Here is a 24,075-nt window from a genome sequence, read left to right as displayed (position 1 = left end):
CAACGAAGACAGCAACACCTAAGGGAAAAAACCTCCGTGGCAAAAATCACCAAAACCTTCCAGTACGGCAAGCACACCGTCACCCTGGAGACGGGCGAAGTCGCTCGCCAGGCGAGCGGCGCGGTCATCGTCAAGATGGACGACACCGTACTGCTGGTCACCGCCGTCGCCGCAAAGACCGCGCGCGAAGGGCAGGACTTCTTCCCCCTGACCGTTGATTATCAGGAGAAGTTCTATGCCGGCGGCCGCATCCCGGGCGGCTTCTTCAAGCGCGAAGGACGTGCGACCGAGAAGGAAACGCTGATCTCGCGCCTGATCGATCGTCCGATCCGTCCGCTGTTCCCGGAGGACTACAAGAACGAAGTACAGATCATCGCGACCGTGATGTCGATGAACCCGGACATCGACGGCGATATCGCCGCGCTGATCGGCGCATCGGCCGCACTGTCGCTGGCCGGCACCCCCTTCAATGGCCCGATCGGCGCCGCCAAGGTGGGCTACAAGAACGGCGAATACATTCTCAACCCGACCATCGCCGAGCTGAAGGATTCGCAGCTGGAGCTGGTGGTCGCTGGTACCGCGAACGCGGTGCTGATGGTGGAGTCGGAAGCGGCGCTGCTGTCCGAAGAAGTGATGCTGGGCGCGGTCACCTTCGGTCACCGCGAACTGCAGAAGGTCATCAACGCGATCAACGAGCTGACCGTCGAAGCCGGCACCAAGCCCAGCACCTGGGTTGCGCCTGCCAAGAACACCGCGCTGATCAACGCGCTGAGGGAAGCCGTCGGCACGCAGCTGGCTGGTGCCTTCCAGGTGCGCGACAAGCTGCAGCGTCGCGACGCCATCTCGGCGATCAAGAAGGACGTGATGGAATCGCTGGCCGGCCGCGTCGCCTCCGAGGGCTGGAGCACCGCTGAGCTGTCGAAGGAATTCGGCGAGCTGGAATACCACACCATGCGCGACTCGGTCCTGGAGACCAAGGTGCGTATCGACGGCCGTGCACTGGATACCGTGCGTCCGATCGCGGTGCAGGCCGGCGTGCTGCCGCGTACCCACGGCTCGGCGCTGTTCACCCGCGGCGAGACGCAGGCGATCGTGGTCACCACGCTGGGCACCGCCCGCGATGGCCAGGTGATCGATGCGGTCAGCGGCGAGTACAAGGAAAACTTCCTGTTCCATTACAACTTCCCTCCGTATTCGGTGGGCGAGTGCGGTCGTTTCGGTGCGCCGAAGCGTCGTGAAATCGGTCACGGCCGTCTGGCCAAGCGCGGCGTGCTCGCGGTGATGCCGAGCCTGGAAGAATTCCCGTACACCATCCGCGTGGTCTCGGAAATCACCGAGTCCAACGGTTCCTCGTCGATGGCATCGGTCTGCGGCAGCTCGCTGGCGCTGATGGACGCCGGTGTGCCGATCAAGGCGCCGGTGGCAGGTATCGCCATGGGCCTGGTGAAGGAAGACGACCGCTTCGTGGTGCTGTCCGACATCCTGGGTGACGAAGATCACCTGGGCGACATGGACTTCAAGGTGGCCGGTACTGCCGAAGGCGTGTCCGCGCTGCAGATGGACATCAAGATCGAAGGCATCACCGAAGAGATCATGAAGCAGGCATTGCAGCAGGCCAAGGCTGGCCGTCTGCACATCCTCGGCGAGATGGCGCATGCACTGACCACCCCGCGTCTGGAACTGAGCGATTACGCGCCGCGCTTGCTGACCATCAAGATCCACCCGGACAAGATCCGCGAAGTGATCGGCAAGGGTGGTTCGACCATCCAGGCGATCACCAAGGAAACCGGTACGCAGATCGACATCCAGGACGACGGCACGATCATCATTGCCTCGGTCAACGCGATTGCCGCGCAAGCTGCCAAGTCGCGCATCGAGCAGATCACCTCGGACGTGGAGCCGGGCCGCATCTACGAAGGCAAGGTCGCCAAGATCATGGACTTCGGCGCGTTCGTCACCATCCTGCCGGGCAAGGACGGCCTGGTGCACGTCTCGCAGATTTCCAGCGAGCGCGTGGAGAAGGTCGGCGACAAGTTGAAGGAAGGCGATCTGGTCCGCGTCAAGGTGCTGGAAGTGGACAAGCAGGGCCGCATCCGTCTGTCGATCAAGGCAGTGGAAGAAGGCGAGGGCGTGCCGGCTTCGGCCGAGTAATCGCCACTGTCTGAGCATGACGAAAAAGCGGGCTTCGGCCCGCTTTTTTCGTATGTGCTCGGTAATGACATGGGCTTTGACCTTTCTCCCCCCGGAAGAAAGGCTTTCAACAGATTCCCTTCTCCCTCCGGAAGAAAGGCTTTCGATTCCCTTCTCCCGCGAGCGGGAGAAGGTGGCGCGCAGCGCCGGATGAGGGTGTGGCGAAGCCTCGTGCAGTTTGAAACAAGGCGAAGGCCTCACCACGAACCCTCACCTCGCCCTCGCTTCGCGCCCAAGTCAGCGTTCGTGGCGCGGGAGCTTTCCAAGGCCCGCGCGCCAGTGGTGCGCGAGCTGCGCCTTTGTCGCCCCAAGGGAGAGCAGGGCCTTGACCCCCGTCACCCAGGCTGCTGGGTCGGCGCTGGCTGCGTCTGCGGACGCGGCGGCACAACGCGCGGGAAACCGGGCGGCATCGTTTGGTCTGCGGGCGAGGTGACTGGCGCGGCGGGCAACGGTTCAACCGGCGGCGGCGCCGTCATCGCTGCATCCGGCCGCAGCTTCAACAGCGCAGCCCAATCGCGCCGATTGAAATCGCACAGTTCTTCGTGCGCTGGCGTGCATTCGCTGGCGATGCCCAGGCCGTCTTCGCTCTGATCCTGGCTGCCGGCGGACTGCGGCGTCGGCAGCACCACGCGGCCGGCACGGTCCAGCGGCATCTTGCGCATCATTACCGTGTTGAACACATTGCCGCCGATCAAATACAAGGTGCGATCGCCACCGACGTTGGCCGCCACCACCACGTCGCAATGCGATTGCCATGGCATCGGGGCGCTACCGCCAAGTCCGGCCTTGAGCCCGGCATAGCCGAGCGCGGCGCTGCGCCCGCGCAGCAGGCACAACAGATCGCCGGGAGCAGGCTTTTCCACTGCCGGATCGGTGAACTGATACGGGCCGCTGGCGCCGTCGTTATACGCGCTCTTTATGTAATCCAGGTGGCGTGCCGAGCGATGAAAACCGCTCAACCTCGCTTGCGTCATCACCCATGAAATGAAGGCGGCCGACCACGGGTTGTCGATCAGGAAGGCGCGGCAATCACTGGCGGTGTAACGCGTGCCATCGAGCGCGGCGCAACTGGATGCCCCCGCACTGCCGCCCATCGATGCCAGCGTGCCACTGTCGCGCCAATAACCCGCGACGCGTTGCCAGGCCACCACGCCGTGGTCGGCAAGATAGCTGGACTCGGCTTCGGTCACGCCAAGACTGGCCAGACGACCTTTGGCATCGATAAACGGGCGTTGCCACAACCTGTGTTCGTTACAGGCACTGCGCACGATGGCGATTGCTGCAGGACTGGTGCCGAATCGCGGCGGCATATCGCACACTTCCGCAGCTGCCGCGTTGCCGCCCCATGCTGCCAGTAACAGGCAGACCCACGGCCAAGGTTTTCCAGTCATCGCAGATCCTGTACGGAACAATATCAACAGGCTGACAGAGCTGCGTGTGGGCACGCGTGAAGTCAGCGTGGCGGCGGGCCGAGTTTGAGCGACAGGTCGATGGCTTGCACGTGCTTGGTCAGACCGCCGATGGATATGCAATCCACCCCATCGGCGGCAATCGCAGCGATGCCGGCAAGGTCCACGCTGCCGGAGACTTCCAGTGGAATGCGTCGTTCGCGCGGCAAGGCGGCAGCGAGGCGGACCGCTTCGCGACGCATCGCCGGGTCGAAGTCGTCGATGAGGATGCGCGTGCAGCCGACCTGCAAGGCCTCGCGCAGTTGCTCCAGTGTTTCCACTTCGACCACCAGCGGCAGCTGCGGTTGCTGCGCACGTGCAGCGTGCACGGCAGCGCTCAGCGAGCCGGCGGCGCGGATATGGTTTTCCTTGAGCATCACCGTATCGAACAGCCCGATGCGGTGATTGTCGCCACCGCCACAACGCACCGCGTATTTCTGTGCAGCGCGCAGACCCGGCAGCGTCTTGCGCGTATCCAGGATGCGCGTGCCGGTACCGGCCACTGCCGCAACGTAGGCGGCGGTCGCGGTGGCCGTGGCCGAAAGCGTCTGCATGAAATTGAGCGAAGTGCGTTCGGCGCTGACCAGACTACGACTGCGACCATGCAGCAGCGCCAGCACCGTGCCGGCGCCGACGTGCTGGCCTTCATGCACCTGCCAGTCGATGCGCACCTGTGGGTCGAGCGCGCGATGCGTGGCGTCGAACCAGGGCCGCCCGGCAATCACCGCATCCTGTTTGCACAGCAGATAGGCGCTGTCGGCCTGATCGGGTAGCAGCGCCGCAGTCACATCGCCGGTGCCGATGTCCTCGGCCAGTGCGCGTGCCACGTCGGCATCCACCAGCGCGGCCGGGGGCGCCTGCGGCACGGTCGTACGCACAGAGGAATTCACTTCTCGGGGAAGTCGGCAATCTGCGCAGCAGCGATGGCCTCTTCGGCCAGCAGCACCGGAATGCCATCGTCGACGCGGAAGATCTGCTTGCGGTCGCGGGTGATCAGCGCCTCACGCAGCGGCTGTGCCTGCACGGTGCCGTCGGCACGCTGCAGATTTCCGCCGGCGATGGCGGTGTTCAGTGCTTCCAGGCCTTTGCCGTCGAGCAGCGAGAGCGGCTGGCGGGTGTCGGGCGAGCATAGGAGGTCGAGCAATTTGCGATCCATCGAAGTCTTTGTCTTGCGTGGAAGATGGCTAGAATACGTCTTTACCGCAGGGCAGGGCCATGACCTCCAACCACTCCCCGCCGCTGGTCGGCATCGTGATGGGCTCCCGTTCGGATTGGGAGACCATGCAACACGCAGCTCAGAAGCTCGATGCGCTGGGCGTGCCTTACGAAGTCAAGGTGGTCTCGGCGCATCGCACGCCGGACGTGCTCTTCACCTATGCCGAGCAGGCTGGCGAGCGCGGCCTGCGCGCGATCATCGCCGGCGCTGGCGGTGCGGCGCACCTGCCGGGCATGCTCGCTGCCAAGACCGCAGTGCCCGTTCTCGGCGTGCCGGTGCAGTCCAAGGCGCTCAACGGCATGGATTCGTTGCTGTCGATCGTGCAGATGCCGGCCGGCATTCCGGTGGCCACGTTTGCGATCGGCAATGCCGGTGCGGCCAATGCTGCCTTGTTCGCCGCCGCGATGCTGGCGTCCGAGCAGGCGCAGATCGGTCAGGCGCTGGCGCAGTTCCGCGCCAAGCAGACCGACGATGTGATGGCCAGCGACGACCCGCGCCAATGAGCACGGTCGGGATTCTGGGCGGTGGTCAGTTGGCGCGCATGTTGGCTCTGGCCGGCGCGCCGTTGGGCTTGCGTTTTGCAGCGTTCGATCCGGCGGAGGATGCCTGCGCAGGGCAGGTCGCGTCGTTGCAGGTCGGCGCATTCGACGATGCCGCTGCGCTGGCTGCCTTCGCAGCGCATGTGGAGGTGATCACCTTCGATTTCGAGAACGTGCCGGCCGCCAGCGCGCAACAGCTCGCTGCGCAAGTGCCGGTGTTTCCCAGTGCCGCCGCCCTGGCGGTGGCGCAGGACCGGCTCAGCGAAAAAACCCTGTTCCGCGAGCTCGGTATTCCGGTGCCCGAGTTTGCAGCGATCGACGACCGTGCCGGGCTGGATGCCGCATTGGCGCGTATCGGCACCCCCTGCGTGCTCAAGACGCGTCGCTTTGGTTACGACGGCAAGGGCCAGTTCCGCATCAAGACGCTGGCCGATGCCGATGCCGCCTGGGATGCGCTCGGCGCGCAGGCGGCCAAGGTCGGTTTGATCGTGGAGGCCTTTGTGCCGTTCCAGCGCGAGGTCAGCGTGGTGGCGGTGCGCGGCCGCGATGGCGCGTTCCGCACCTGGCCGTTGACCGAGAACTGGCATGTGGATGGCGTGCTGTCGGCCAGCCTTGCGCCGGCCAGCGTGGATGCCGATGTGCAGGCCGCCGCGCAGGCGCATGCGCGCGCGATCGCAGAGCGGTTGGACTATGTCGGCGTATTCGCGCTTGAACTGTTCGTGCGCGACGGCCAATTGCTCGCCAACGAGATGGCGCCGCGCGTGCACAACTCCGGCCATTGGACCATCGAAGGCGCCGAGACCTCGCAGTTCGAAAACCATGTGCGTGCCGTACTCGGTTTGCCGCTCGGTAGCACCGCCATGCGCGGCCATGCCTGCATGCTCAACTGGTTAGGCGCGATGCCGGACGCTGCCGCATTTCTAGCGGTGCCTGGCGGGCATTGGCATGACTATGGCAAGCAATCGCGCGATGGACGCAAGGTGGGGCATGCAACGCTGCGTGCCGACACCCCGCAGGCGCTTGCGCGTGCACTGGCGGATGCCGGAAATGTGTTGCAGCGCGATGCGCAGGTTGGGCCGGTGGTCGCGCGCTTGGGTGAATGCGCTCTGCAGGTGCGGTGATGCATCGACGCAGGACCGTCGCAATGGCTTGTCAGGCGGTCGTGTCGTCCTCTTGAACGTCGTCGGGGCCACCCGGCGATGATCGATGGACGCATCGATAGCCCGAGCGGTGACGTGGCTAGCCGAGCTGGCTGGCTACGAACTCCCAGTTGATCAGCTTCCAGAACGCCTCCAGGTACTGCGCACGATCCTGTCGATAATCCAGGTAATACGCGTGCTCCCAGATGTCGCAGGCGAGCAGCGGCGTATCCGGCCCGGTGCGCGGGGTGGAGGCATTTGGCGTGGCGACGATGGCCAGTGTGCGGTCCGGGCGCTGCACCAGCCACACCCAGCCCGAGCCGAATGTGCCCAGCGCGACGCGGTTGAATTCCTGCTTGAAATGCGCGAAATCGCCGAACGATTTGGCGATGCTGTCGGCCAGCCGGCCCAGCGGTTCGCCGCCGCCGCGCGGACGCAGACACTGCCAATAGAAATTGTGGTTCCACACCTGCGCGGCAAGATGAAACAACGTGCCTTGCGCCTGCGCGATGATCTCTTCCAGCATCAGTTCGGCAAACTCGCTGCCTTCGATGCGCGCGTTGAGCTGTTCGACCTCGCTGCGATGAATGACGCCGTAGTGCGCTTCCAGCGTCGCGGACGACAGGTGTGGCTCCAGAGCGGCGCGGGAGTAGGGCAGTGCAAGATGTTCGATCGGCATGATGTCAGTGGCAGCGAAGGGAGTGCGGCGACAGGCCGTGCTGAAGGCTTACAATGCGCGCCTTTGCGGAAGTTTATCCGACCCGGCGGTCGGGCCTGCCGCTCCCAGTCAGGAGAGTCCAATGCCGGTGATGGAACGGATCCAGGCCGAAGTCGAACAACACCCGATCGTGTTGTTCATGAAAGGCACCCCGCAGTTCCCGATGTGTGAATTTTCCAGTCGCGCCGTACAGGCGCTGGTCGCTGCCGGTGCCGACCAGCTGCGCACGATCAACGTGCTGGAAGAAGCCGAAGTGCGCGCGAATCTGCCGCGCTATTCCAACTGGCCGACCTTCCCGCAGTTATTCATTCATGGCGAGCTGATCGGCGGTTGCGACATTACGCTGGAACTGTTTGAAGCCGGCGAGCTCAAGCGCATTGTCAGCGAGGCGTACCAGCCGTGAGTTCGGCGCAGGCTCAGCCCGATGCGGCTGCACTGGCCGGGCGGGTGGTGCTGGTCACGGGCGCCGCTGGCGGACTGGGCGCTGCTGCAGCGCAGGCATGTGCTGCTGCCGGCGCCACCGTGGTGCTGCTCGGTCGGAAGGTGCGTCCGCTGGAGCGGGTCTACGATGCGGTCGCCATCTCCGGGCCGGAACCGTTGCTGTATCCGCTGGATCTGGCCGGCGCCACGCCGGACGATTACGGCGCGCTCGCGCAGCGGCTGCAATCCGAACTTGGTGGCTTGCACGGGCTGCTGCATTGCGCAGCCGATTTTGCCGGGTTGACGCCGGCCGAGCTCGCAGACCCCGCAGATTTCGCGCGCAACCTGCATGTCAACCTCACCGCACGTGCGTGGCTGACCCAGGCCTGCCTGCCGCTGCTGCGCCAGCAGCGTGATGCGGCGATGGTATTGGTCGTCGACGATCCGGCGCGCGTCGGCCAGGCGTACTGGGGCGCCTACGGTGCGGCTCAGCATGCGCAGCGCGGCCTGCTCTCCAGCCTGCATCACGAGACTGCCGCCGGCCCGGTGCGCATCAGCGGGCTACAGCCCGGCCCGATGCGCACCGCGCTACGCGCACGTGCCTTTACCTATCAGGAAGACAGCGACGCGGTCGACCCTGCACGCTATGCGCCTGCCTGCGTCATGTTGTTGTCCATGGCGGGTGCAGCGCAGCGCGGTGCGATCTGGAGCCCTTCGGTATGACCATTCTGTCGGCGGCGTTGCTGCTGTTCCTGATTCTGGACCCGCTGGGCAACATCCCGGTGTTCCTCAGCGTGCTCAAGCCGCTGCCGCCCAGGCGCCAGCGCTTCGTGCTCGCGCGCGAACTGTTGATCGCCTTGTTCGTGCTGATGGCATTTTTGTGGGGCGGCAAGTACGCGCTGGAGTTGATGCATCTGCGCCAGGAGTCGGTGGCGATCGCCGGCGGCATCGTGCTGTTCCTGATCGGCATCCGCATGATCTTCCCGCGCCCGGAAGGCCTGATGGGCGAGATCCCGGACGGCGAGCCCTTCATCGTGCCGCTGGCGATCCCGCTGGTGGCCGGCCCGTCCGGCATGGCGGCGGTGATGCTGATGGGCAGCAACGAACCCACGCGGCTATGGGACTGGAGCCTGGCACTGATGATCGCCTGGATCGGTGCATCAACGATCCTGGCCTCGGCCCCGTTGCTGTACAAGCTGCTCGGCCATCGCGCATTGACCGCGATCGAGCGCCTGATGGGCATGTTGCTGGTGGCCATTTCGGTGCAGATGTTTCTGGATGGGTTGGGGACTTATTTCAAGTTGCCGGTGTCGATCTAGAGCGGCCAGCAAACCTGCTGCGCCGCCGTCAGGCGGGTGTGGGCGGTGCTCGGAATCCCCGTGGACCACGCGTCCACTCCGGTTCCTCCGCGCCGTGCACACCAACCTGACGACCGCTCGCTACGGTTTGTTAGCCGATCTTGAGGTCCGCGCTGGGGTGGGGCCGGTCCTGCACAAGGCAGGTGGCTGCTGAGGTGGGCCGAGCGCCAGGCTGGCTCCGACCATTTCCATGGCAGAGCGCGGTTTTCCATAGCCAACGCTGCGTTGCTTGATCCGGCCGCCGTTGCAGGGGACTGAATTGCGCAAGCTGCTGATGGGGCCGCTGCCGATACGGCGGCGATTCGGATCAGGCAGGATGTGGCGTTCTGGTAGCAGCACGGGTGCATGCGTTGGGGCTGCGCAAATCGGCTGATGGATTGCGCAGGGCGCATGTTCACGAAGCACGGAGCGACCGGCGAGGTCATCGAATCGATGACGGGTCCTTTTCCTTACGAATCTGTAGTTTTAACAGCCAAATCCCGGCTCAGCATAAGCGCGATATGTGTCTCGCTTTGCTTGCGACTTTGCGCAATGTGGCGCTTGCGCCGCCACAAAAGATGTTCATGTTGCACTGCGCGCGTTTTGTCACGCGGCCGTCACAATCAGGCCTTAGCGTGTTAATCTGTTGTTAACCGTTGCGGCAGCAACCAGTCGCGCGGCAAGGGACCCCAGATGATCGGCAGCCCACCCCCGGGAACGGTTGGGCTGACTGCGCCTTTTTGTCACTGCCCAACCTGTATCGAGGCTACCGAAATGACCCACCCCCGTTGTCTCCGCATGTCCAAGCTGACGCTTGGCCTTGTTGCCGCACTTGCTGCTGCCCCCGTGTTCGCTCAGAGCACGTCTGCCGGCGTCGCCGGCATGGTTACCAGCAGCGCCGGTCAACCGGTGCCGAATGCCGAAGTGACGATCACCCACGTCGAATCGGGAACCGTCAGCCGCGCCACCACCGATGCCAGCGGACGCTACAACGCGCGCGGCCTGCGTGTGGGTGGTCCGTACACCATCACCATTGCGGCATCCGGCGCGGGCAACACCACCCGCGAAGGCATTTACCTGAACCTGGATAAGGTGAATCAGGTCGATGCGGCCCTTGGTGGCGATCTGGCGACGATGGGTACCGTGCAGGCGATCGCCGGCAACTACGGTTCGGCCATTTTCAGCGCCAACAAAATGGGTACCGGCACCAACGTGACCCGTGAAGAAATCGAGTCGCTGCCGTCGATCAACCGCAACCTGCAGGACTACGTGCGTCTGGATCCGCGCGTCGCGCAGACCGACAAGGCCCGCAACGAAATCTCCATCGCCGGCCAGAACCCGCGCTACAACGCGATCCGCGTCGACGGCATCAGCACCAATGATGCCTTCGGCCTGGAATCCAACAGCCTGCCGACCCCGCGCCAACCGTTCTCCATGGACGTCATCGATGAGATCTCGGTGGACGTGGCCAATTACGACGTGACGATCAGTGGCGGTACCGGTGGCGTGATCAACGCCGTCACCAAGTCCGGTACCAACGAATTTCATGGTTCGGTCTACGGCACATATCGTGAAAACGATTGGTCAGGTAAGAACCAGAACGACATCCGTCCACAGCTGTTCGATAACGAAGCGACTTATGGTCTGACCCTGGGCGGTCCGATCGTCAAGGATAAATTGTTCTTCTTCGCTAACTACGAAAAGTACAAGGGCAAGGGCGTGTTCACCGGCAACAGCGGTTACGGTCCGGCCGGTTCTGGTGCCAGCAATGAAGTCGGTATCACCCAGGCGCAGGTCGATCAGGTGATCGATATCTCGCGCAACGTCTACGGCTTCGATCCCGGTGCCTTGGCCTTGCCGGCACTGGATTCTGATTCGGAAGAGAAGGGCTTCAAGCTGGATTGGAACATCAGCGACAAACATCGCGGTTCGTTCCGCTATGGCAAGTCCGAGCAAAGTACGGCCAACCTCAATGGTTTCGGTAACAATCAGCTGGCGTTGAACTCGTACCATTATGTGCGCGACTTTGAACTCGAGACCTACACCGGCCAGTTGTTCAGCGACTGGACCGATACGTTCTCGACCGAAGCCAAGGTGTCTTATCGCGATTACTCGGCGGTTCGTACTGCGGCATCGCAGTTGCCAGCCATCGCTGTGCGTTTCGGCAACAACACGTTAAACCTCGGTACCGAAGCCAATACGCAGGCTAACGAGTTGCGCACCGAAACCTGGAACGCGTTCTTCGCCGGCACCCTGTTCTTGAATGACCACACGGTCAAGTTCGGCTTCGACTACGAAGACAACGACATTTACAACTTGTACGGGCCACGTGTCTTCGGCAGCTACACCTTCAATTCCGTTGCCAATTACCAGGCAAATTTGCCGAACGCATATCGTTATTCGTATTCGCCCACAGGGATTGACAATATCGCTGCGAAGTGGGGCATGCGCAATGTCGGCGTATTCCTGCAGGATTCCTGGGCAGTCAACAGCAACCTGACACTGAATTTCGGCCTGCGTTATGACGAGCCGATGGTAAAGAACTCGCCACAGTTCAACCAGGCTGCCTTTGGCGCGTTTGGCGTGCGTAACGATGAAACGATCGACGGCAATGGCCTGTGGCAGCCGCGCTTTGGTTTCAACTACACCTTCGATGCAGATCGTCCGACTCAGCTGCGTGGTGGTGTAGGCCTGTTCCAGGGTGCGGCTGCGTCGGTGTGGCTGTCCAACCCGTATTCCAATACCGGCCTTGCGTTCACCGACTACAACTTCAATAACGCGTCTAGCAGTGGCATCCGCTTTACGCCGGACATCAACAATCAGCCGCGCGGCGTATCGGGTCAAACGCAATCGGTCGACTTCGTCGATAAGGACCTTGGTCAGCCTTCGGTGTGGAAGGCCAACCTGGCATTCGATACCGAGTTGCCATGGTATGGCATTGTTGCCTCGATGGAGGGTGTCGTCACTAAGGTCAAGGAAGCGATCTATTACCAGCAGCTCAATCTTGGTACCGCAACCGAGGTTGGTCAGGATGGACGTAACATCTACTGGAACCCCAACGGTCTTAATCCGGCCAGCTGGAACTCTCTGGGTAGCGCATGTCTTCGCGAAACCGGTGTAGCAGTGGGTTCCTCCTGTGCGAACAGCGGCACGGATATTCGTGCGCGTCGAAACACCAATTTCAACGACGCCATCATCGCGCGTTCGACCGATAAGGGCGGCACACAGAGCTTCACCGTTGGTCTGAGCAAGCCGTTCAACGACAGTGACTGGTCGTGGAGCCTGGCCTACACCTACTCAAATGCGAAGGAAGTTAGCGGCCTGACCAGCTCCACCTCGGGTTCGCAGTTGCTCAATACTGCAACCTTCCAGGCAAATGAAGAAGTGAACGCAACCTCGGCTTACGAGATCAAGGACAGTTTCCTTGGTACGTTGCAGTGGAAGCATAATTTCTTCGGCGATTTTGCGACCAAGGTTGGGCTGGTTTATCAGGGTCGTAGCGGTCGTCCTTACAGCTACACCTTCGATAACGATGCCAATGGCGATGGTCGTTTCAATGACTTGCTCTACATCCCTGCAGCGCGCGGCGATGTGCTGTTCCGCAACGCGGCTGAAGAAAATGCGTTCTGGAACTACGTCAACAACGACCAGTACCTGTCCACGCATAAGGGCCAGGTTGCGGGCCGCAACGCCGTGCGCAACTCATGGGTCAACCAGTTCGATCTGCACATCGAGCAGGAGCTTCCTGGCTTCTTCGATGGCAACAAGGCGCAGATCTGGGTTGACGTGATGAACGTCGGTAACCTGCTCAACAAGAAGTGGGGTCGCGTTGACGAATATGCGTTCCCGGGCTTCAAGGGTGTGGCCGAATACGGCGGTATCGACCCGACCACCAAAAAATACGTTTACCGGTTTAATGAGCCAGATGCTGCGACCGTCTATGACGACAAGGGCATCTCCCGCTGGGCGCTGCAGCTGGGCTTCCGCTACCAGTTCTAAAACTGGCTAGCGTGTCGAAGTTTGCAAAAACGGCCGGGTTCTCCCGGCCGTTTTCTTTTGTGTGGGTGAGTACGCTAAAGTCTTGCGCATAAGACAGGAGCAAGCTATGGAACTCAGCAGTACGGCAGCACGGGCGCTGCCGGTGGTGGATGCGCGGATCTACCCGCGCGGTGGCCTGGACGTGTTGTCCAAGGCGGAAGTGGCGCGACTACGCGATGCATCCAGTGGCGGCATGCACGAGCTGTTGCGCCGTTGTGCATTGGCCGTGCTGACCAGCGGTAGTGCCTCGGACGACCCGCGTGCCGCACGTGATCTGTATCCGGATTTCAACATTCAGGTAAACCAGCAGGATCGCGGCATCCGCATCGATCTGAGCAGTGCGCCAGCGATGGCGTTCGTCGATGGCGAGATCATCCGTGGTGTGGCCGAGCTGTTGTTCGCTGTCGTGCGCGACCTGGCCTACATGGCGATCGAGCTCGAAGCGCAACGCGCCGATCTCGATACCAGCGAGGGCATCACCAACGCGGTGTTCGGCCAGTTGCGCAATGCGCGCATCCTGCAGCCGTCCGACCCCAACCTGGTCGTGTGCTGGGGTGGGCATTCCATCTCGCGCGACGAGTATCTTTACACCAAGCAGGTGGGCTACGAGCTCGGCCTGCGTGGGCTGGACATCTGCACCGGCTGCGGCCCGGGTGCGATGAAGGGTCCGATGAAAGGCGCCACGATTGCCCACGCCAAGCAGCGCAAGCATCACACGCGCTACATCGGCCTCACGGAGCCGGGCATCATCGCTGCCGAATCGCCGAACCCGATCGTCAACCACCTGGTGATCATGCCGGACATCGAAAAGCGCCTGGAGGCCTTCATCCGCATCGGCCATGGCATTCTGGTGTTTCCGGGAGGGGTCGGCACGGCTGAGGAGATCCTCTACCTGCTTGGCATCCTGTTGCGCGAAGAGAACGCCCACTTGCCGTTCCCACTGATCCTGACCGGCCCGACCATCGCCGCGCCGTATTTCGAGCAGATCGACCGCTTCATCCGGCTCACGCTGGGCGAGGCTGCTGCTTCCCGCTACGAAATCATCGTGGGCGATCCGGTTGCAGTTGCGCGACGCATGGCCGAGGGTGTCCACGCAGTGCGTGCGCACCGCAAGGACCACAAGGACTCGTACTACTTCAACTGGTCGGTGCACATCCCGTTGGAGTACCAACAACCGTTCGAGCCGAGTCACCAGGCCATGGCCGCCCTGGACCTACACCACGGCCGCCCGGCACCTGCACTGGCCGCAGACCTGCGTCGCGCGTTCTCCGGCATTGTCGCCGGCAACGTCAAGGAAGACGGCATGCGCCGCATCGAGGAGTTCGGCCCGTTCGAAATCCACGGCGACCCGGACATCATGCAGGCCCTGGACGAGCTCCTGCGCGGCTTCGTCGAGCAGCGCCGGATGAAGATCTCGGGGGACTACCGGCCTTGTTATCGGGTGGTGACCTGATTCGCTAGTCGCGGGACTGACGTTCGTCGGTCAAGAGAGCCGCTTGTCGGTAGGGCAGTTGTTTTTACCGCTATTGCCACTCATGCTCCTCAGCACTGACGCTGGGGAGCGTATTGATGTATTTCTGCCGTGCCCGCGGGTTCACGCTGGTTGAGTTGATGATCACGGTTGCGGTCCTTGCGATCGTGGCCGCTATCGGGTATCCGAGTTTTCAAGGCGTCATTCGGTCTAATCGAGCTGTTACCGCAAATAATGAAGTGGTCGGGTTGCTTAACCTCGCCAGGAGCGAAGCATTGCGTTCTGGCCAGAGTGGAGCGATCTGCGGAAGCAGTAACGGCACTGCCTGCGATGGGAGCTGGGGCGGAGGCATCCTTGCGTGGAGCGATGTCAATGCAAACGGTGCATTGGATGGCGGAGAACCTGTCCTGCGCTACTGGCTTGGCAATCCCAAGCTTGTTGTTCAAGGCCCGAGTAGCGGTCTAGTGGCCTTTGACGGCCGAGGACGCCGAATTTCTGCTGCCGACCAGCAAATCACTGTGCGTCCGGATCAATGTGCCGGCCAGCAATTGATGCGAACGCTGCTCATCAATGCAGCTGGGCAAGTCAGAAGCAGAAAGGACACCTGTCAATGAGACAGCACGGCACTAGGCGGGAAGCATCCGGGTTTACATTGATCGAAGTGTTGATAGCTATCATTGTTCTCGCGTTCGGGCTGCTTGGCTTTGCACTGCTACAAACGATGAGCGTGCGCTTTGTGCAAAGCGCCAACTATCGAACACAGGCGACCAATCTCGCTTATGACCTTATCGATCAAATGCGCTCAAATCGATACCAGGCTAGTCAGTACACAGCGGCCAGCTTCGCCGCGGGTTCGGTGACCGCAAGAGGGTCCTGTAGTCGCCCGACCGGCGAAACAGTGTCCATCACCCAAAATATTACTCGCTGGAAATGTCAGGTTGCCAAGGCATTGGGAGACTCTTCATCGGCAAATGTTGTGGTCGCCAACGGTCAGGTCACTGTGTCCATCTCCTGGGGTGATCAGAAGTGGGATGCAACTGATCCGGACACATCGACGACATTCGCATTGCAGACAGAGATCTGAATCATGACCGCACGTACCAGGGCGGCGGGTCTGTCGCTTGTTGAAATGATGATTGCGCTGGTCATTGGCCTTGTGCTGCTGCTCGGGGTGATCCAGGTCTTTTCCGCTTCGAGGACAGCATTTCAGCTGTCTGAAGGAGCGTCCAGAGCCCAAGAAAATGCACGGTTCGCCCTGGATTTTCTGGCGCGTGACATCCGCATGGCGGGCCACTTCGGTTGCGTCAACGACCAGGCGCATTTTGTGAAAGGCCAGGGGGATCCCCGCGTCAACTTATCCGCGACAACCGGAAGTGGCAGCCCACTGGACTTCTCTGTATCGATTCAAGGGTATGAAGCGACGGGTACATCGCCGGGAGCACAGCTGCAGCTCGGCGGAACGTTGTCCGCCGCCGCTGGTGTGCCTTCGCAAATTCAAGCGCTCAATCCTGCTCCGTTGCCAGGCAGCGATATTCTTGTGCTGCGTTTTCTTTCTCCTGAAGGTGTGCCGGTTACTGGACTGGTACGTACAGGCAGCAACTCCGTCGCCAGCTTTGATGCAGGGCGTTTGTCACGCTTAACCAGCGGAGGCGTTGGAATACCGACCTTGTTCGGCATCGCCGACTGCTCGCATGCAGACGTGTTTACTGGGACATCTGCTGCAAGTTCTGTAACGACCAGCGTAGATCTTTCGCGCTACACCGCGCAGCCGACTGGGCAAACAATGCTCTACCGTGCCGAGTCACTGGTGTACTACGTCGGCACTGGAGCCTCCGGTGAGCCTGCGCTGCGTCGAGCACGAGCAGCGAGCGATGGCACGTACGCTCAGAACGAGGAGCTTGTCGAGGGCATTGAAAATTTGCAGTTGTTATATGGGCTGGATTCCACAGCCAATATCTCAAGTGCTACTCCGCCAGTGGGAAATATAACGTCACAATTGACGGCATCAGGGTTGGGGGCCAGTGCAGATGCGGCCGGCGCCAACCAGTGGCGACGGGTTGGGGCGGTCCAGATAGGAATTCTGGCACGCAGTCCCAATACGGCGAACGCAGTTGCCACGGCTAGTGGCGATCCCGTGGGAGTACTGGGAGTCAGCATGCAACCGCCATCTGTTCCTGACGGCCGCTACCGAGCCAGTTATGAACTATCCATCGCACTTCGCAATCGCTTGTTTGGCAACTAATCATGAATCGGCATCGCAACTTCGTGAATAAAGTACGTTTGTCCTCGCGCAGTCGACAGAGAGGCGCTGTTCTGTATGTCGCCCTGATTATGTTGATTCTGCTTGCGTTGTTGGGTATCTCTGCAATGCAGGTAGCAGGTATGCAGGAAAAGATGGCATCCAACTACCGTGCTGTTAACCGTGCTTTCCAGCAAGCGGAGGGTGTCGTGCGTAACGGCGAGGCGTCAGTTGAGGCGATTTCCAACCGCACCGCGCTACCGACTGGCAGTACGGTGACCTCTGCCAGCATAAAGCGTGGATGCGATGATGGTTTCGACCCGGTGCAGTGGGCCCGCGAGCAGACCTCGACCGAAGCCACGAATGTACGCCAAATAGACCAGTGCATCGAGGGCGAGGCGAGCATCGGGATGGGGCCGCCGATGGATTCGGCGTCACCAATTTTTCAAATCACAGGCGTTTCCGTGGACGATGAGACAAACGCCTCGTCGAGGTCTGCTATTGATACCGTCTTCAAGCTTTAAAGGCCAATGTTATGCTATCGCGTAAAGTAAAGCTCATTACTGCTTCCAGTATGGTCTGCCTTGTCGGGCTGGGCTTGGTCTATATGCTGGTTGCTGCACAAGGCCAAGGGCCGCTTGCGCAGGAGCCGCTCAACAATCAGGCGCCTATCCCGCCAGCCTTTATTATGGCCGTGGACGATTCGGGCTCAATGACGTTTCAGACACAGTTTCCCGGTGCTGACGGGCAAGGGTGCTGGAATACTAATCGACAAAGTTTCTTCTCATCCCCGGGTGTGCTCAATCGCTCTGGTAATGTATGTGGGTACAATCATGTAATGATTGGTCCTCGTCTCGAAGTGGCTCGACTTGGTATCCCTTCGCTTGATATCTACGGGTTTGCAAAATCATCAGCGTACAATCCAACTTACTATAATCCTCAGGTTAAGTACGATCCCTGGATAGGTGCTAACAAGCAAGCGTATGACGATGCGGATACTTCTTCAACCAAGATTGATCCGCGTGTCAATGCGACAAGCAATCTTGTCAATTTAACCAGTGACTCATTGATATCAAATTGGCTTGATGCGGGCTTTATGCAGGATGGGATGGTTATTCCAGATGGGAGGTTTTTTCAGCGCGTTTTTGTAAATGCTAGGGGCACTGTGACTGGGTACGGATCGGTCCAGCGTGCCAATGGCGCCGCATGGGCTGAAGGCGCAACGCACGTGCTGATTCAGCATGTGAGATCAGTGTTTTTTATGCCTTACACGTCAAATAATGATCCGCTTCCCGTTCTTCCCGGTTCGCCTAATGCCTACAATGGGGTTGCACGCATACGTGTAGCTAATGCATGCGGACAAGGGTGTGACCTTTGGAAGTACACGATTGCTGCAAAAAATACAGATGCCTTAAGAAACTTTGCCAATTGGTTTTCGTTTTACGGTAATCGAAACAGAGCGATGATTGCAGGCATGACGCGCTCTTTTGATGCGGTAGAGGAGAATCTTCGCGTTGGTTATTTCCGGATCAACCAAAATACGAGTTTTGATTCGGCCGATGAACGCTTGGTAATGAGGAATATAGGTGTCATTGCTGACCGAAACGCCCTCTACAGTGAAATGATTGGGCTCACTGCATCCGGCGGAACGCCAAATCGCGAGGCGGTAAATGCGGCGGGAATTCAGTTTACGCGCTCGGATTCAGGGGCGCCAGTTCAGTTGGCATGCCAGAAAAATGCAGTAATGCTTTTTACCGATGGATTTAGTAATGACATCGATAATAACTTTGCTGCTGTTGATAATGCTGATGGCGATGGGGGGATGGGCGAGCCATTCGCGGATACCTATTCCAATACCATGGCGGATATCGCTGCGCGATATTACAATAACTTCAATGGTGCGTCGCCGCTTCGTCCAGATCTGACGGCAGGGCAGGTTCCTGTTCCCAGTGAATGCACTTCGGCACCAAGCGTGAGGCTGGATTGCCAGAAGAATTTGCATATCAATTTCTTCGGCGTAACGCTAGGGGCAAGGGGTAATCTCTTTAATCCGGATATAGCGCAGGATGCCTACACGGATCCGTCCATATATAAGAGCTGGCCGGCGCGCTCTGACAATAATGCCTCAACCGTAGACGACATATGGCACGCTGCGGTCAATACGCGCGGCGAGTACATCAACGCACGTACCCCTGCTGAGATCACTGCTGCAATCGATCGCGTCCTTGCGTCTGTAACTCAGGGTGAGTCCCCATCAGGGACTGCTGCGCAGACTGGTGCCCGAATCGGAAATGGCTCGTTTGCTGTTACGCCCTCTTATCGGATCGGGACTGACGGAACTGACTGGTATGGCCGCCTGGAAGGTAATCGTGTGGCGATTGATCCTCAATCCAGGTTGGCTACGACGACACTGGTTTGGGAGGCCAGCGCCCGTCTTGGTGGGACTAGTCCAGAAGCGCGAAACATTGTTGTGAACAAGGCAGGTAGTACGGTTAACTTCAATGATACTAATGTTTCGCTCTCTGATTTGTGTGCAAAACCTGCTGGACTCTATCCTGGAATTGCCAAGTGCACAGAACCTGGCTTGACGCTGATCGGAGCAACTGCTCAGTCTGCTGTGTCTTATCTCAGGGGGGATCCAGGGAATGAAGTTAAGAATCGAGGTAGGTTCCGTGATCGGACGTCCTTGCTTGGCGATATCGTCAACTCGTCTCCAGTCATCAGCGCTCCGACCGATGACTATGGCTATCGGGCACTTCAGGGTTCATTAGGAACGACCTATGGCACTTACCTCGCTACAAAAACGACATCTGGACGCTATACGGTATACGTCGGTGCAAACGACGGTATGCTGCACGCGTTCGATGCGGGTATGACGGCAGATGGCTCAGTGGACGTCAACGGAGGAGCCGAGCGTTTCGCATATATTCCTGCAACTGCGCTGGGACACATGGGGGATCTCCTCTTGCCTTCGGATCCCACAAATAGGAATGTCGAGTACGAGCATCGTTATTATGTAGATGGTCCCGTTGTGGTAGGTGACGCTAATTATGGTAGTGGCTGGAAGACGGTTGCCGTCGGAACTGCGGGAGCGGGTGGGCGTAGCGTATTCGCACTTGATGTGACGAATCCCACGGCCTTCTCGACGTCTAGCAAGCTTTGGGAAATTAGTGACCTTGACACCACTCTTTCGGCTGCTATCAGGAGCAATATTGGTCATGTGCTCGGAAAGCCTGTCATCGTCCCGGTTAGAGGTGCTGCAGGAGCTGTCACTTGGAAGGCGATTTTTGGTAACGGCTACAACAGTCAGAGCGGGAAAGCAGTACTGTTCGTGGTGGATATCAAAGCAGGTGCGCCCGCCGTCACGATGATCGAAGCGACAGACGCTAGTGCCGCAATTGCCGGCACCAATGGGTTAGGGAACATAGTTGTGGTGGATCGGTGGGGTGGCGTCTCTCAGACTGACGCGGTTCGCGATGGGTTAGCAGACACTGTCTACGGCGCTGATCAAAAGGGTGCTATTTGGAAATTCGATCTTCGTAGTACGGCTGCCTCCATCACAGTGCCATTTTTTACTGCGAGAACCTCCACAGAGAATGGGCAAACTTATCGCCAGCCTATTACCGGAGGGCTTGTAGCGACCGCTGGAGATGCCGGTGGCGTGATGTTGTTCTTTGGAACCGGGAGTTTTTCGTTCAAAAGTGATCCCAAGGATGAATCGATCCAATCGCTTTATGGCATTAACGATCTTTCCAGAGGCGCGCCGGTTGCCGCGCTCACCCGAGCAAACCTGCAGGGCAGTACGGTCGTTCAGAACGGTGATCGGACTCTGAGCCGTGCTGCAGCTCCTGCTGGCTCGCGGGGCTGGTATGTCGATTTACCAGCGAAAGAGCGTATGGTGGGTAACCCCTCGATTGCTTCGGGGATCGTGCTCATCCCGACGTATACACCGGCCGTGGTCAGTTCCGGTTGCGAACCAGCTGGCACAAACTGGTTATTCGGCTTGGATACGCGTACTGGAGATGGCGCTTTGATGGATGCACGCAAAGGATCTCCCACGGGCGCGAGCTTTGGCGCAAGAACGGCTGCAACACCGCTGACCACGGCCGGTACTGCTCCAGTCAAGGATGTTGGAGTCTCCGCGATTCCCCGGCTGTCCCCGGCTGAGAGTGGTAGTGTGCCTGGCGGGCAGGCCTGCTGGATGGTCGTCACTGCCGCCGGCTCTGGTCCGCTCTATATACCTTACCCATGCGGCAGGCAGTCCTGGAGGCAGGTCCAATGACAACTTTCTTGCAAGCATTTAGGGGGCGTGCGGCCTCAGTGCGGGAGCCGGGACGAGCCGTTTCCGGGTTCACATTGATCGAGCTGATGATCGTTGTAGCTGTAATAGCGATCTTGTCTGCTATTGCGTATCCGAGTTACGCCGAGTACGTCCGTAAGTCCCGAAGGGCGCAGGCTAAGGCTGATCTCGTCGAGTATGCGCAGTTAGCGGTAAGGTTCTACACCGTACGAAATTCCTACGTTGATTTTTCGCTGCCAACGCTAGTTTCCCCTCGGGAGGGAGGAACAGCCGCGTATCGGCTTGCTCTTCAAACCACTCAGTCGACCTTCTCGATCTCTGCAACTGCACAGGGCAACCAGGTGCAAGACAAGTGCGGCGATCTTGGCATTGATCAAGCCTCAAGGAAGTCCAATTCCAAGGGAGCCAAATCCGACTGTTGGTGATGTAGAGACCGGTAGATCGGGGGTTGCATCTTCGGGGTAGCCTGTCTAGAATACGCCTCCCCGCCCGAATAGCTCAGCCGGTTAGAGCACTTGACTGTTAATCAGGGGGTCGTTGGTTCGAGTCCAACTTCGGGCGCCAAAAACATCAAGGGCTTGCGATAAATTCGCAAGCCCTTTTTTGTTGCGCCGGGAAAATTACCGGGAAAATTCGCAGCCCTCACGACTCTGAGGGCTTGACCAGGTCAACGAACGCTAACGCCTCTGCAGACGACTCATCAGTGGGCAAAGTTGGTGGCGCTATCACCTGTAACTCGTGATCGTAGCGATGCGTCATCTGCGGCGTGATGTGGCCTGCAGCATCTTGCTTGTGCGCTCGAGTACCGCGTGTGTCAGTGATGCCGCGATGCTTGAGGCCATGCAGCGTGAAGCGCGCTTCTTCCTCGATCACGCCGGCCTCGATTGCCGCCGTGATCAAGCGCTGCCATGCCGTCTTCAATGTTGACCGCGCCAAGCGCGTGCCGGTCTGGGTGACCAACAAGCCGCGCTGCTCGGGTCGCAGGGGAATCGGTCGTTTATGTGCATGGGTTCGTTGAGCACGGTAGTCCCGCAACCAGATCCATGCCCATCGCAGATCATCGTTCCAGGCGGTGATGTTGTCGCGAGAACCCTTGCGGCGCGTACAGCGCACTCCCTGCTGTAGGGCGTCCGCGTCTGTCAGGTCGGTCACCTCGACACCGCGCAGACGTGCGTTGTAGGCCAGTACCATCACCGCCGGCATGTATGGCGGTACCGCTCCCTTTGCGTGCAGCGGCAATGCAGCGCGTGACTTGGCGAACTCAAGCACCGCCATGAACGATTGCGGATCCGGCATCTTGGCATCCGCGCGCTCTTTCGCGCCGCGCACGCCGCTGGCCGGGTTGGTCTTGCAATGGCCGATGCGTATGCCCCAGGCAAACAGCCGGTGCAGATAACGCAGCGTGTGATTGGCCGTGGACGGACGGGCAAGAAGCGCCGGCTGGACGGCGCTTGCTTCCCGCCCCTTGGCGAGCGCTTCGACCAGGCGCTGCACCAGGGGAACGGACAACCGATCGACCAGCAGGTTGCCGAACGTACTACCGTCTTTCAACACGTAGCCACATGCCACCTCGGCGTGGCGATCGTAGTCATCGCGGGTGCTGCGGGACAGGTCGCGGTACTCGGTGGATAGCTTGAACGCGTTGACCAGGTATTGCAGAGAGCCGACCAGGCCAACGCCACGCGACGCCTCCCTGGCTGCGTGCAGGTCTGACAGCCTCGCATCCGCGTAGGCAATGGTGCGCTTCCTCGTGGGGCCACCCTCAGGATGCGGTTCGATGATGTACCAGCGCCCATCGGCCCAGTAGACGCCCTTTGGGAGGGCGTCTTGGTCGATGTGCCTGGGGATATCCGGGTTGAACTTGCGCTTCCTGCCGCGTCCCATCAGATCAGCTCCTTGTTGTGTAGCTCAGCGGCGTTCTTGGCCAGCCCCACTGCAGCGTTGAGCGCGTCCAGGGTTGTCCAGATTCCGCCCCTTCCGTCGTACTTGTAGAGAATTCCCTGCTCGCGCGCCCACCGCACTACCGTCGATGCACGCGGAGCAGGACCGAGCGGCGCGCAAAGGCGACGCAGATCCTCGAACGTAATCACCGGACTGCTCACGCGGCTTTCCCCTCGATCCACTCCCGCCTGTGCCGCCACTGCTCGCGCATTTCCTCGACGAGCAGGTCAGCAGCGGCGTAGCCACGCTGAGCGGCAATGCGGAGCCGTAGTTCTCGCACCTTGGCCGCATTCACGTAGCCCAGCAGGAGCCAGTGGCGCGCCTCGCAAGCCCTGCGAAACGCTTCCATATTCGTGCCATCGATCATCGCTGCTGCGTACCAGTGAAGCGCAGGCCAAGCTGCACGACGTTTGGCGCGCAGGGACGTGGCTGACGCGGTGCGCGTATCCGATGAGCTCGGCGCCACTCGGTCATGGCCAGCTCGTAACTGGGATGCTTCTGCGTGCGCCCACACACGCACTCGATGAAGTGCCCGCCACCGGACTCGGGCCGGCGCAGATCGAGTATGTGGCGCGCGGTGTGGCCGTTCTTGCAGCTCGGCAATGATGTGCCGTGGTCGACCTGGCGCTGCGTCATGCAGCCTCCCGTTCGCAAAGCGCGAGGTCAGAAGTGCAGCCCCCGCCGGCCTGCTCGTCGAAGAACATGGCGAACTGGCGGCCGCCGCGTGTGGTCAGGCTCCAATCAACCACTCCATCGATTGGAAGCACGTCGCCGTTGATTGGCGAGAACCAACTCGCGGCCAGCCTCTTGCTGACGGCGGCCACAATCGCCTCCCACTCTCGGATGATCTCGATCACGATCGGAAAGAGGTGAGCCCAAAGGCGTACCTCGTGCTTCCGGCTGTTGATGCACATCTGGCAGCCGACCCGGCTGAAGCCCATCGCATAAAGCGGATTGGGGAGGATCCCGTGCCGGCTGTGCATGCGACGTCCCCCCGATTTTGAGTAGCACGCCAGTTTGGAGTCCAATTCCCTACCCCGAAGGAGATTGGACGTGAAGAAACGTTTTACTGACGAGCA

The 24,075-nt window shown here is 60.3% G+C and carries 22 protein-coding genes, 1 tRNA gene, 1 other RNA gene and 1 pseudogene; 16 read left to right on the top strand and 9 right to left on the bottom strand.

All coding sequences use genetic code 11. The features are described from left to right. Nucleotides 1-36 precede the first annotated feature (36 nt). Nucleotides 37-2,151, top strand: coding sequence for a polyribonucleotide nucleotidyltransferase (gene pnp, locus GGR61_RS16475; RefSeq protein ID WP_184622728.1), 2,115 nt, complete (start codon nucleotides 37-39; stop codon nucleotides 2,149-2,151). Nucleotides 2,152-2,525: 374 nt separating this feature from the next. On the opposite strand, the gene GGR61_RS16470 is transcribed toward pnp, so the two are convergent. From GGR61_RS16470 to GGR61_RS16460, 3 genes are all read right to left on the bottom strand, one after another. Further along, nucleotides 2,526-3,581 carry a DUF2272 domain-containing protein gene (locus GGR61_RS16470; RefSeq protein ID WP_184406803.1) on the bottom strand — a complete coding sequence of 352 codons (1,056 nt, stop codon included), beginning with the start codon at nucleotides 3,579-3,581 and terminating at the stop codon, nucleotides 2,526-2,528. 62 nt (nucleotides 3,582-3,643) lie between these two features. Then, entirely contained in the window at nucleotides 3,644-4,528 is an 885-nt protein-coding gene (gene nadC / locus GGR61_RS16465; RefSeq protein ID WP_184406804.1) for a carboxylating nicotinate-nucleotide diphosphorylase, read from the bottom strand. Beyond that, a complete protein-coding gene (locus tag GGR61_RS16460; protein WP_184406805.1) occupies nucleotides 4,525-4,794 on the bottom strand; it encodes a Trm112 family protein in 270 nt (89 codons plus the stop codon). Before GGR61_RS16460 ends, nadC begins: the two co-directional genes overlap by 4 nt. Nucleotides 4,795-4,853: 59 nt before the next feature. Between GGR61_RS16460 and purE the strand changes: the two genes are divergently transcribed. Both purE and GGR61_RS16450 read left to right on the top strand, forming a co-directional pair. Beyond that, nucleotides 4,854-5,357: a 5-(carboxyamino)imidazole ribonucleotide mutase gene (gene purE / locus GGR61_RS16455; RefSeq protein ID WP_184406806.1), complete on the top strand. Its 504-nt coding sequence runs from the start codon at nucleotides 4,854-4,856 to the stop codon at nucleotides 5,355-5,357. Further along, on the top strand, nucleotides 5,354-6,514 hold the full coding sequence (locus GGR61_RS16450; RefSeq protein ID WP_184622726.1) for a 5-(carboxyamino)imidazole ribonucleotide synthase: 1,161 nt from the start codon (nucleotides 5,354-5,356) through the stop codon (nucleotides 6,512-6,514). The genes purE and GGR61_RS16450 overlap by 4 nt, the downstream gene beginning before the upstream one ends. A gap of 118 nt (nucleotides 6,515-6,632) precedes the next feature. Here the strand turns inward: GGR61_RS16450 and GGR61_RS16445 are convergent, their stop codons facing one another. After that, the gene (locus tag GGR61_RS16445; RefSeq protein WP_184406808.1) at nucleotides 6,633-7,211 is read right to left on the bottom strand and encodes a Fe-Mn family superoxide dismutase; all 579 of its coding nucleotides are present in this window, start codon (nucleotides 7,209-7,211) and stop codon (nucleotides 6,633-6,635) included. 121 nt (nucleotides 7,212-7,332) lie between these two features. Between GGR61_RS16445 and grxD the strand changes: the two genes are divergently transcribed. From grxD to GGR61_RS16380, 13 genes are all read left to right on the top strand, one after another. Further along, nucleotides 7,333-7,653: a Grx4 family monothiol glutaredoxin gene (gene grxD, locus GGR61_RS16440; protein ID WP_184406809.1), complete on the top strand. Its 321-nt coding sequence runs from the start codon at nucleotides 7,333-7,335 to the stop codon at nucleotides 7,651-7,653. After that, complete coding sequence (locus tag GGR61_RS16435) at nucleotides 7,650-8,393, top strand: SDR family NAD(P)-dependent oxidoreductase (RefSeq protein ID WP_184622725.1); 744 nt, start codon at nucleotides 7,650-7,652, stop codon at nucleotides 8,391-8,393. Before grxD ends, GGR61_RS16435 begins: the two co-directional genes overlap by 4 nt. Beyond that, complete coding sequence (locus GGR61_RS16430; protein ID WP_184406811.1) at nucleotides 8,390-8,989, top strand: YhgN family NAAT transporter; 600 nt, start codon at nucleotides 8,390-8,392, stop codon at nucleotides 8,987-8,989. Before GGR61_RS16435 ends, GGR61_RS16430 begins: the two co-directional genes overlap by 4 nt. 60 nt (nucleotides 8,990-9,049) lie before the next feature. After that, nucleotides 9,050-9,125: non-coding RNA, sX9 sRNA (locus GGR61_RS16425), on the top strand. Between the two features lie 656 nt (nucleotides 9,126-9,781). Next, nucleotides 9,782-13,006: a TonB-dependent receptor gene (locus GGR61_RS16420; RefSeq protein ID WP_184406812.1), complete on the top strand. Its 3,225-nt coding sequence runs from the start codon at nucleotides 9,782-9,784 to the stop codon at nucleotides 13,004-13,006. A gap of 106 nt (nucleotides 13,007-13,112) precedes the next feature. Further along, complete coding sequence (gene ppnN, locus GGR61_RS16415; RefSeq protein WP_184406813.1) at nucleotides 13,113-14,498, top strand: nucleotide 5'-monophosphate nucleosidase PpnN; 1,386 nt, start codon at nucleotides 13,113-13,115, stop codon at nucleotides 14,496-14,498. 116 nt (nucleotides 14,499-14,614) lie between these two features. Continuing rightward, nucleotides 14,615-15,130: a Tfp pilus assembly protein FimT/FimU gene (locus GGR61_RS16410; RefSeq protein WP_184622723.1), complete on the top strand. Its 516-nt coding sequence runs from the start codon at nucleotides 14,615-14,617 to the stop codon at nucleotides 15,128-15,130. Beyond that, nucleotides 15,127-15,600 carry a type IV pilus modification protein PilV gene (pilV, locus tag GGR61_RS16405; RefSeq protein ID WP_184622721.1) on the top strand — a complete coding sequence of 158 codons (474 nt, stop codon included), beginning with the start codon at nucleotides 15,127-15,129 and terminating at the stop codon, nucleotides 15,598-15,600. The genes GGR61_RS16410 and pilV overlap by 4 nt, the downstream gene beginning before the upstream one ends. A 3-nt stretch (nucleotides 15,601-15,603) precedes the next feature. Beyond that, entirely contained in the window at nucleotides 15,604-16,758 is a 1,155-nt protein-coding gene (locus GGR61_RS16400; RefSeq protein WP_184622719.1) for a PilW family protein, read from the top strand. A gap of 2 nt (nucleotides 16,759-16,760) precedes the next feature. Continuing rightward, nucleotides 16,761-17,279: a PilX N-terminal domain-containing pilus assembly protein gene (locus tag GGR61_RS16395; RefSeq protein ID WP_184622717.1), complete on the top strand. Its 519-nt coding sequence runs from the start codon at nucleotides 16,761-16,763 to the stop codon at nucleotides 17,277-17,279. Between the two features lie 11 nt (nucleotides 17,280-17,290). Further along, on the top strand, nucleotides 17,291-21,037 hold the full coding sequence (locus GGR61_RS16390) for a PilC/PilY family type IV pilus protein (protein WP_184622715.1): 3,747 nt from the start codon (nucleotides 17,291-17,293) through the stop codon (nucleotides 21,035-21,037). Between the two features lie 86 nt (nucleotides 21,038-21,123). Then, nucleotides 21,124-21,480: a type IV pilin protein gene (locus GGR61_RS16385; RefSeq protein ID WP_260288180.1), complete on the top strand. Its 357-nt coding sequence runs from the start codon at nucleotides 21,124-21,126 to the stop codon at nucleotides 21,478-21,480. Between the two features lie 62 nt (nucleotides 21,481-21,542). Next, nucleotides 21,543-21,619, top strand: a tRNA-Asn gene (locus tag GGR61_RS16380). 78 nt (nucleotides 21,620-21,697) lie between these two features. On the opposite strand, the gene GGR61_RS16375 is transcribed toward GGR61_RS16380, so the two are convergent. From GGR61_RS16375 to GGR61_RS16355, 5 genes and pseudogenes are all read right to left on the bottom strand, one after another. Continuing rightward, entirely contained in the window at nucleotides 21,698-22,939 is a 1,242-nt protein-coding gene (locus tag GGR61_RS16375) for an integrase (protein WP_184622711.1), read from the bottom strand. Continuing rightward, a complete protein-coding gene (locus tag GGR61_RS16370) occupies nucleotides 22,939-23,157 on the bottom strand; it encodes a hypothetical protein (RefSeq protein WP_184622709.1) in 219 nt (72 codons plus the stop codon). Before GGR61_RS16370 ends, GGR61_RS16375 begins: the two co-directional genes overlap by 1 nt. Further along, a complete protein-coding gene (locus GGR61_RS16365) occupies nucleotides 23,154-23,363 on the bottom strand; it encodes a hypothetical protein (protein WP_184622707.1) in 210 nt (69 codons plus the stop codon). Before GGR61_RS16365 ends, GGR61_RS16370 begins: the two co-directional genes overlap by 4 nt. Further along, on the bottom strand, nucleotides 23,360-23,632 hold the full coding sequence (locus tag GGR61_RS16360; protein WP_184622705.1) for a hypothetical protein: 273 nt from the start codon (nucleotides 23,630-23,632) through the stop codon (nucleotides 23,360-23,362). The genes GGR61_RS16365 and GGR61_RS16360 overlap by 4 nt, the downstream gene beginning before the upstream one ends. Next, nucleotides 23,629-24,075, bottom strand: a pseudogene (locus GGR61_RS16355) (hypothetical protein); the annotation flags it as partial. The gene GGR61_RS16360 and the pseudogene GGR61_RS16355, both read right to left, overlap by 4 nt.

It is taken from the genome of Xanthomonas sp. 3058 (genome assembly GCF_014199765.1).
Lineage (GTDB): Bacteria > Pseudomonadota > Gammaproteobacteria > Xanthomonadales > Xanthomonadaceae > Xanthomonas > Xanthomonas campestris_B.
This window is presented reverse-complemented; position numbering and strand designations above follow the sequence as displayed.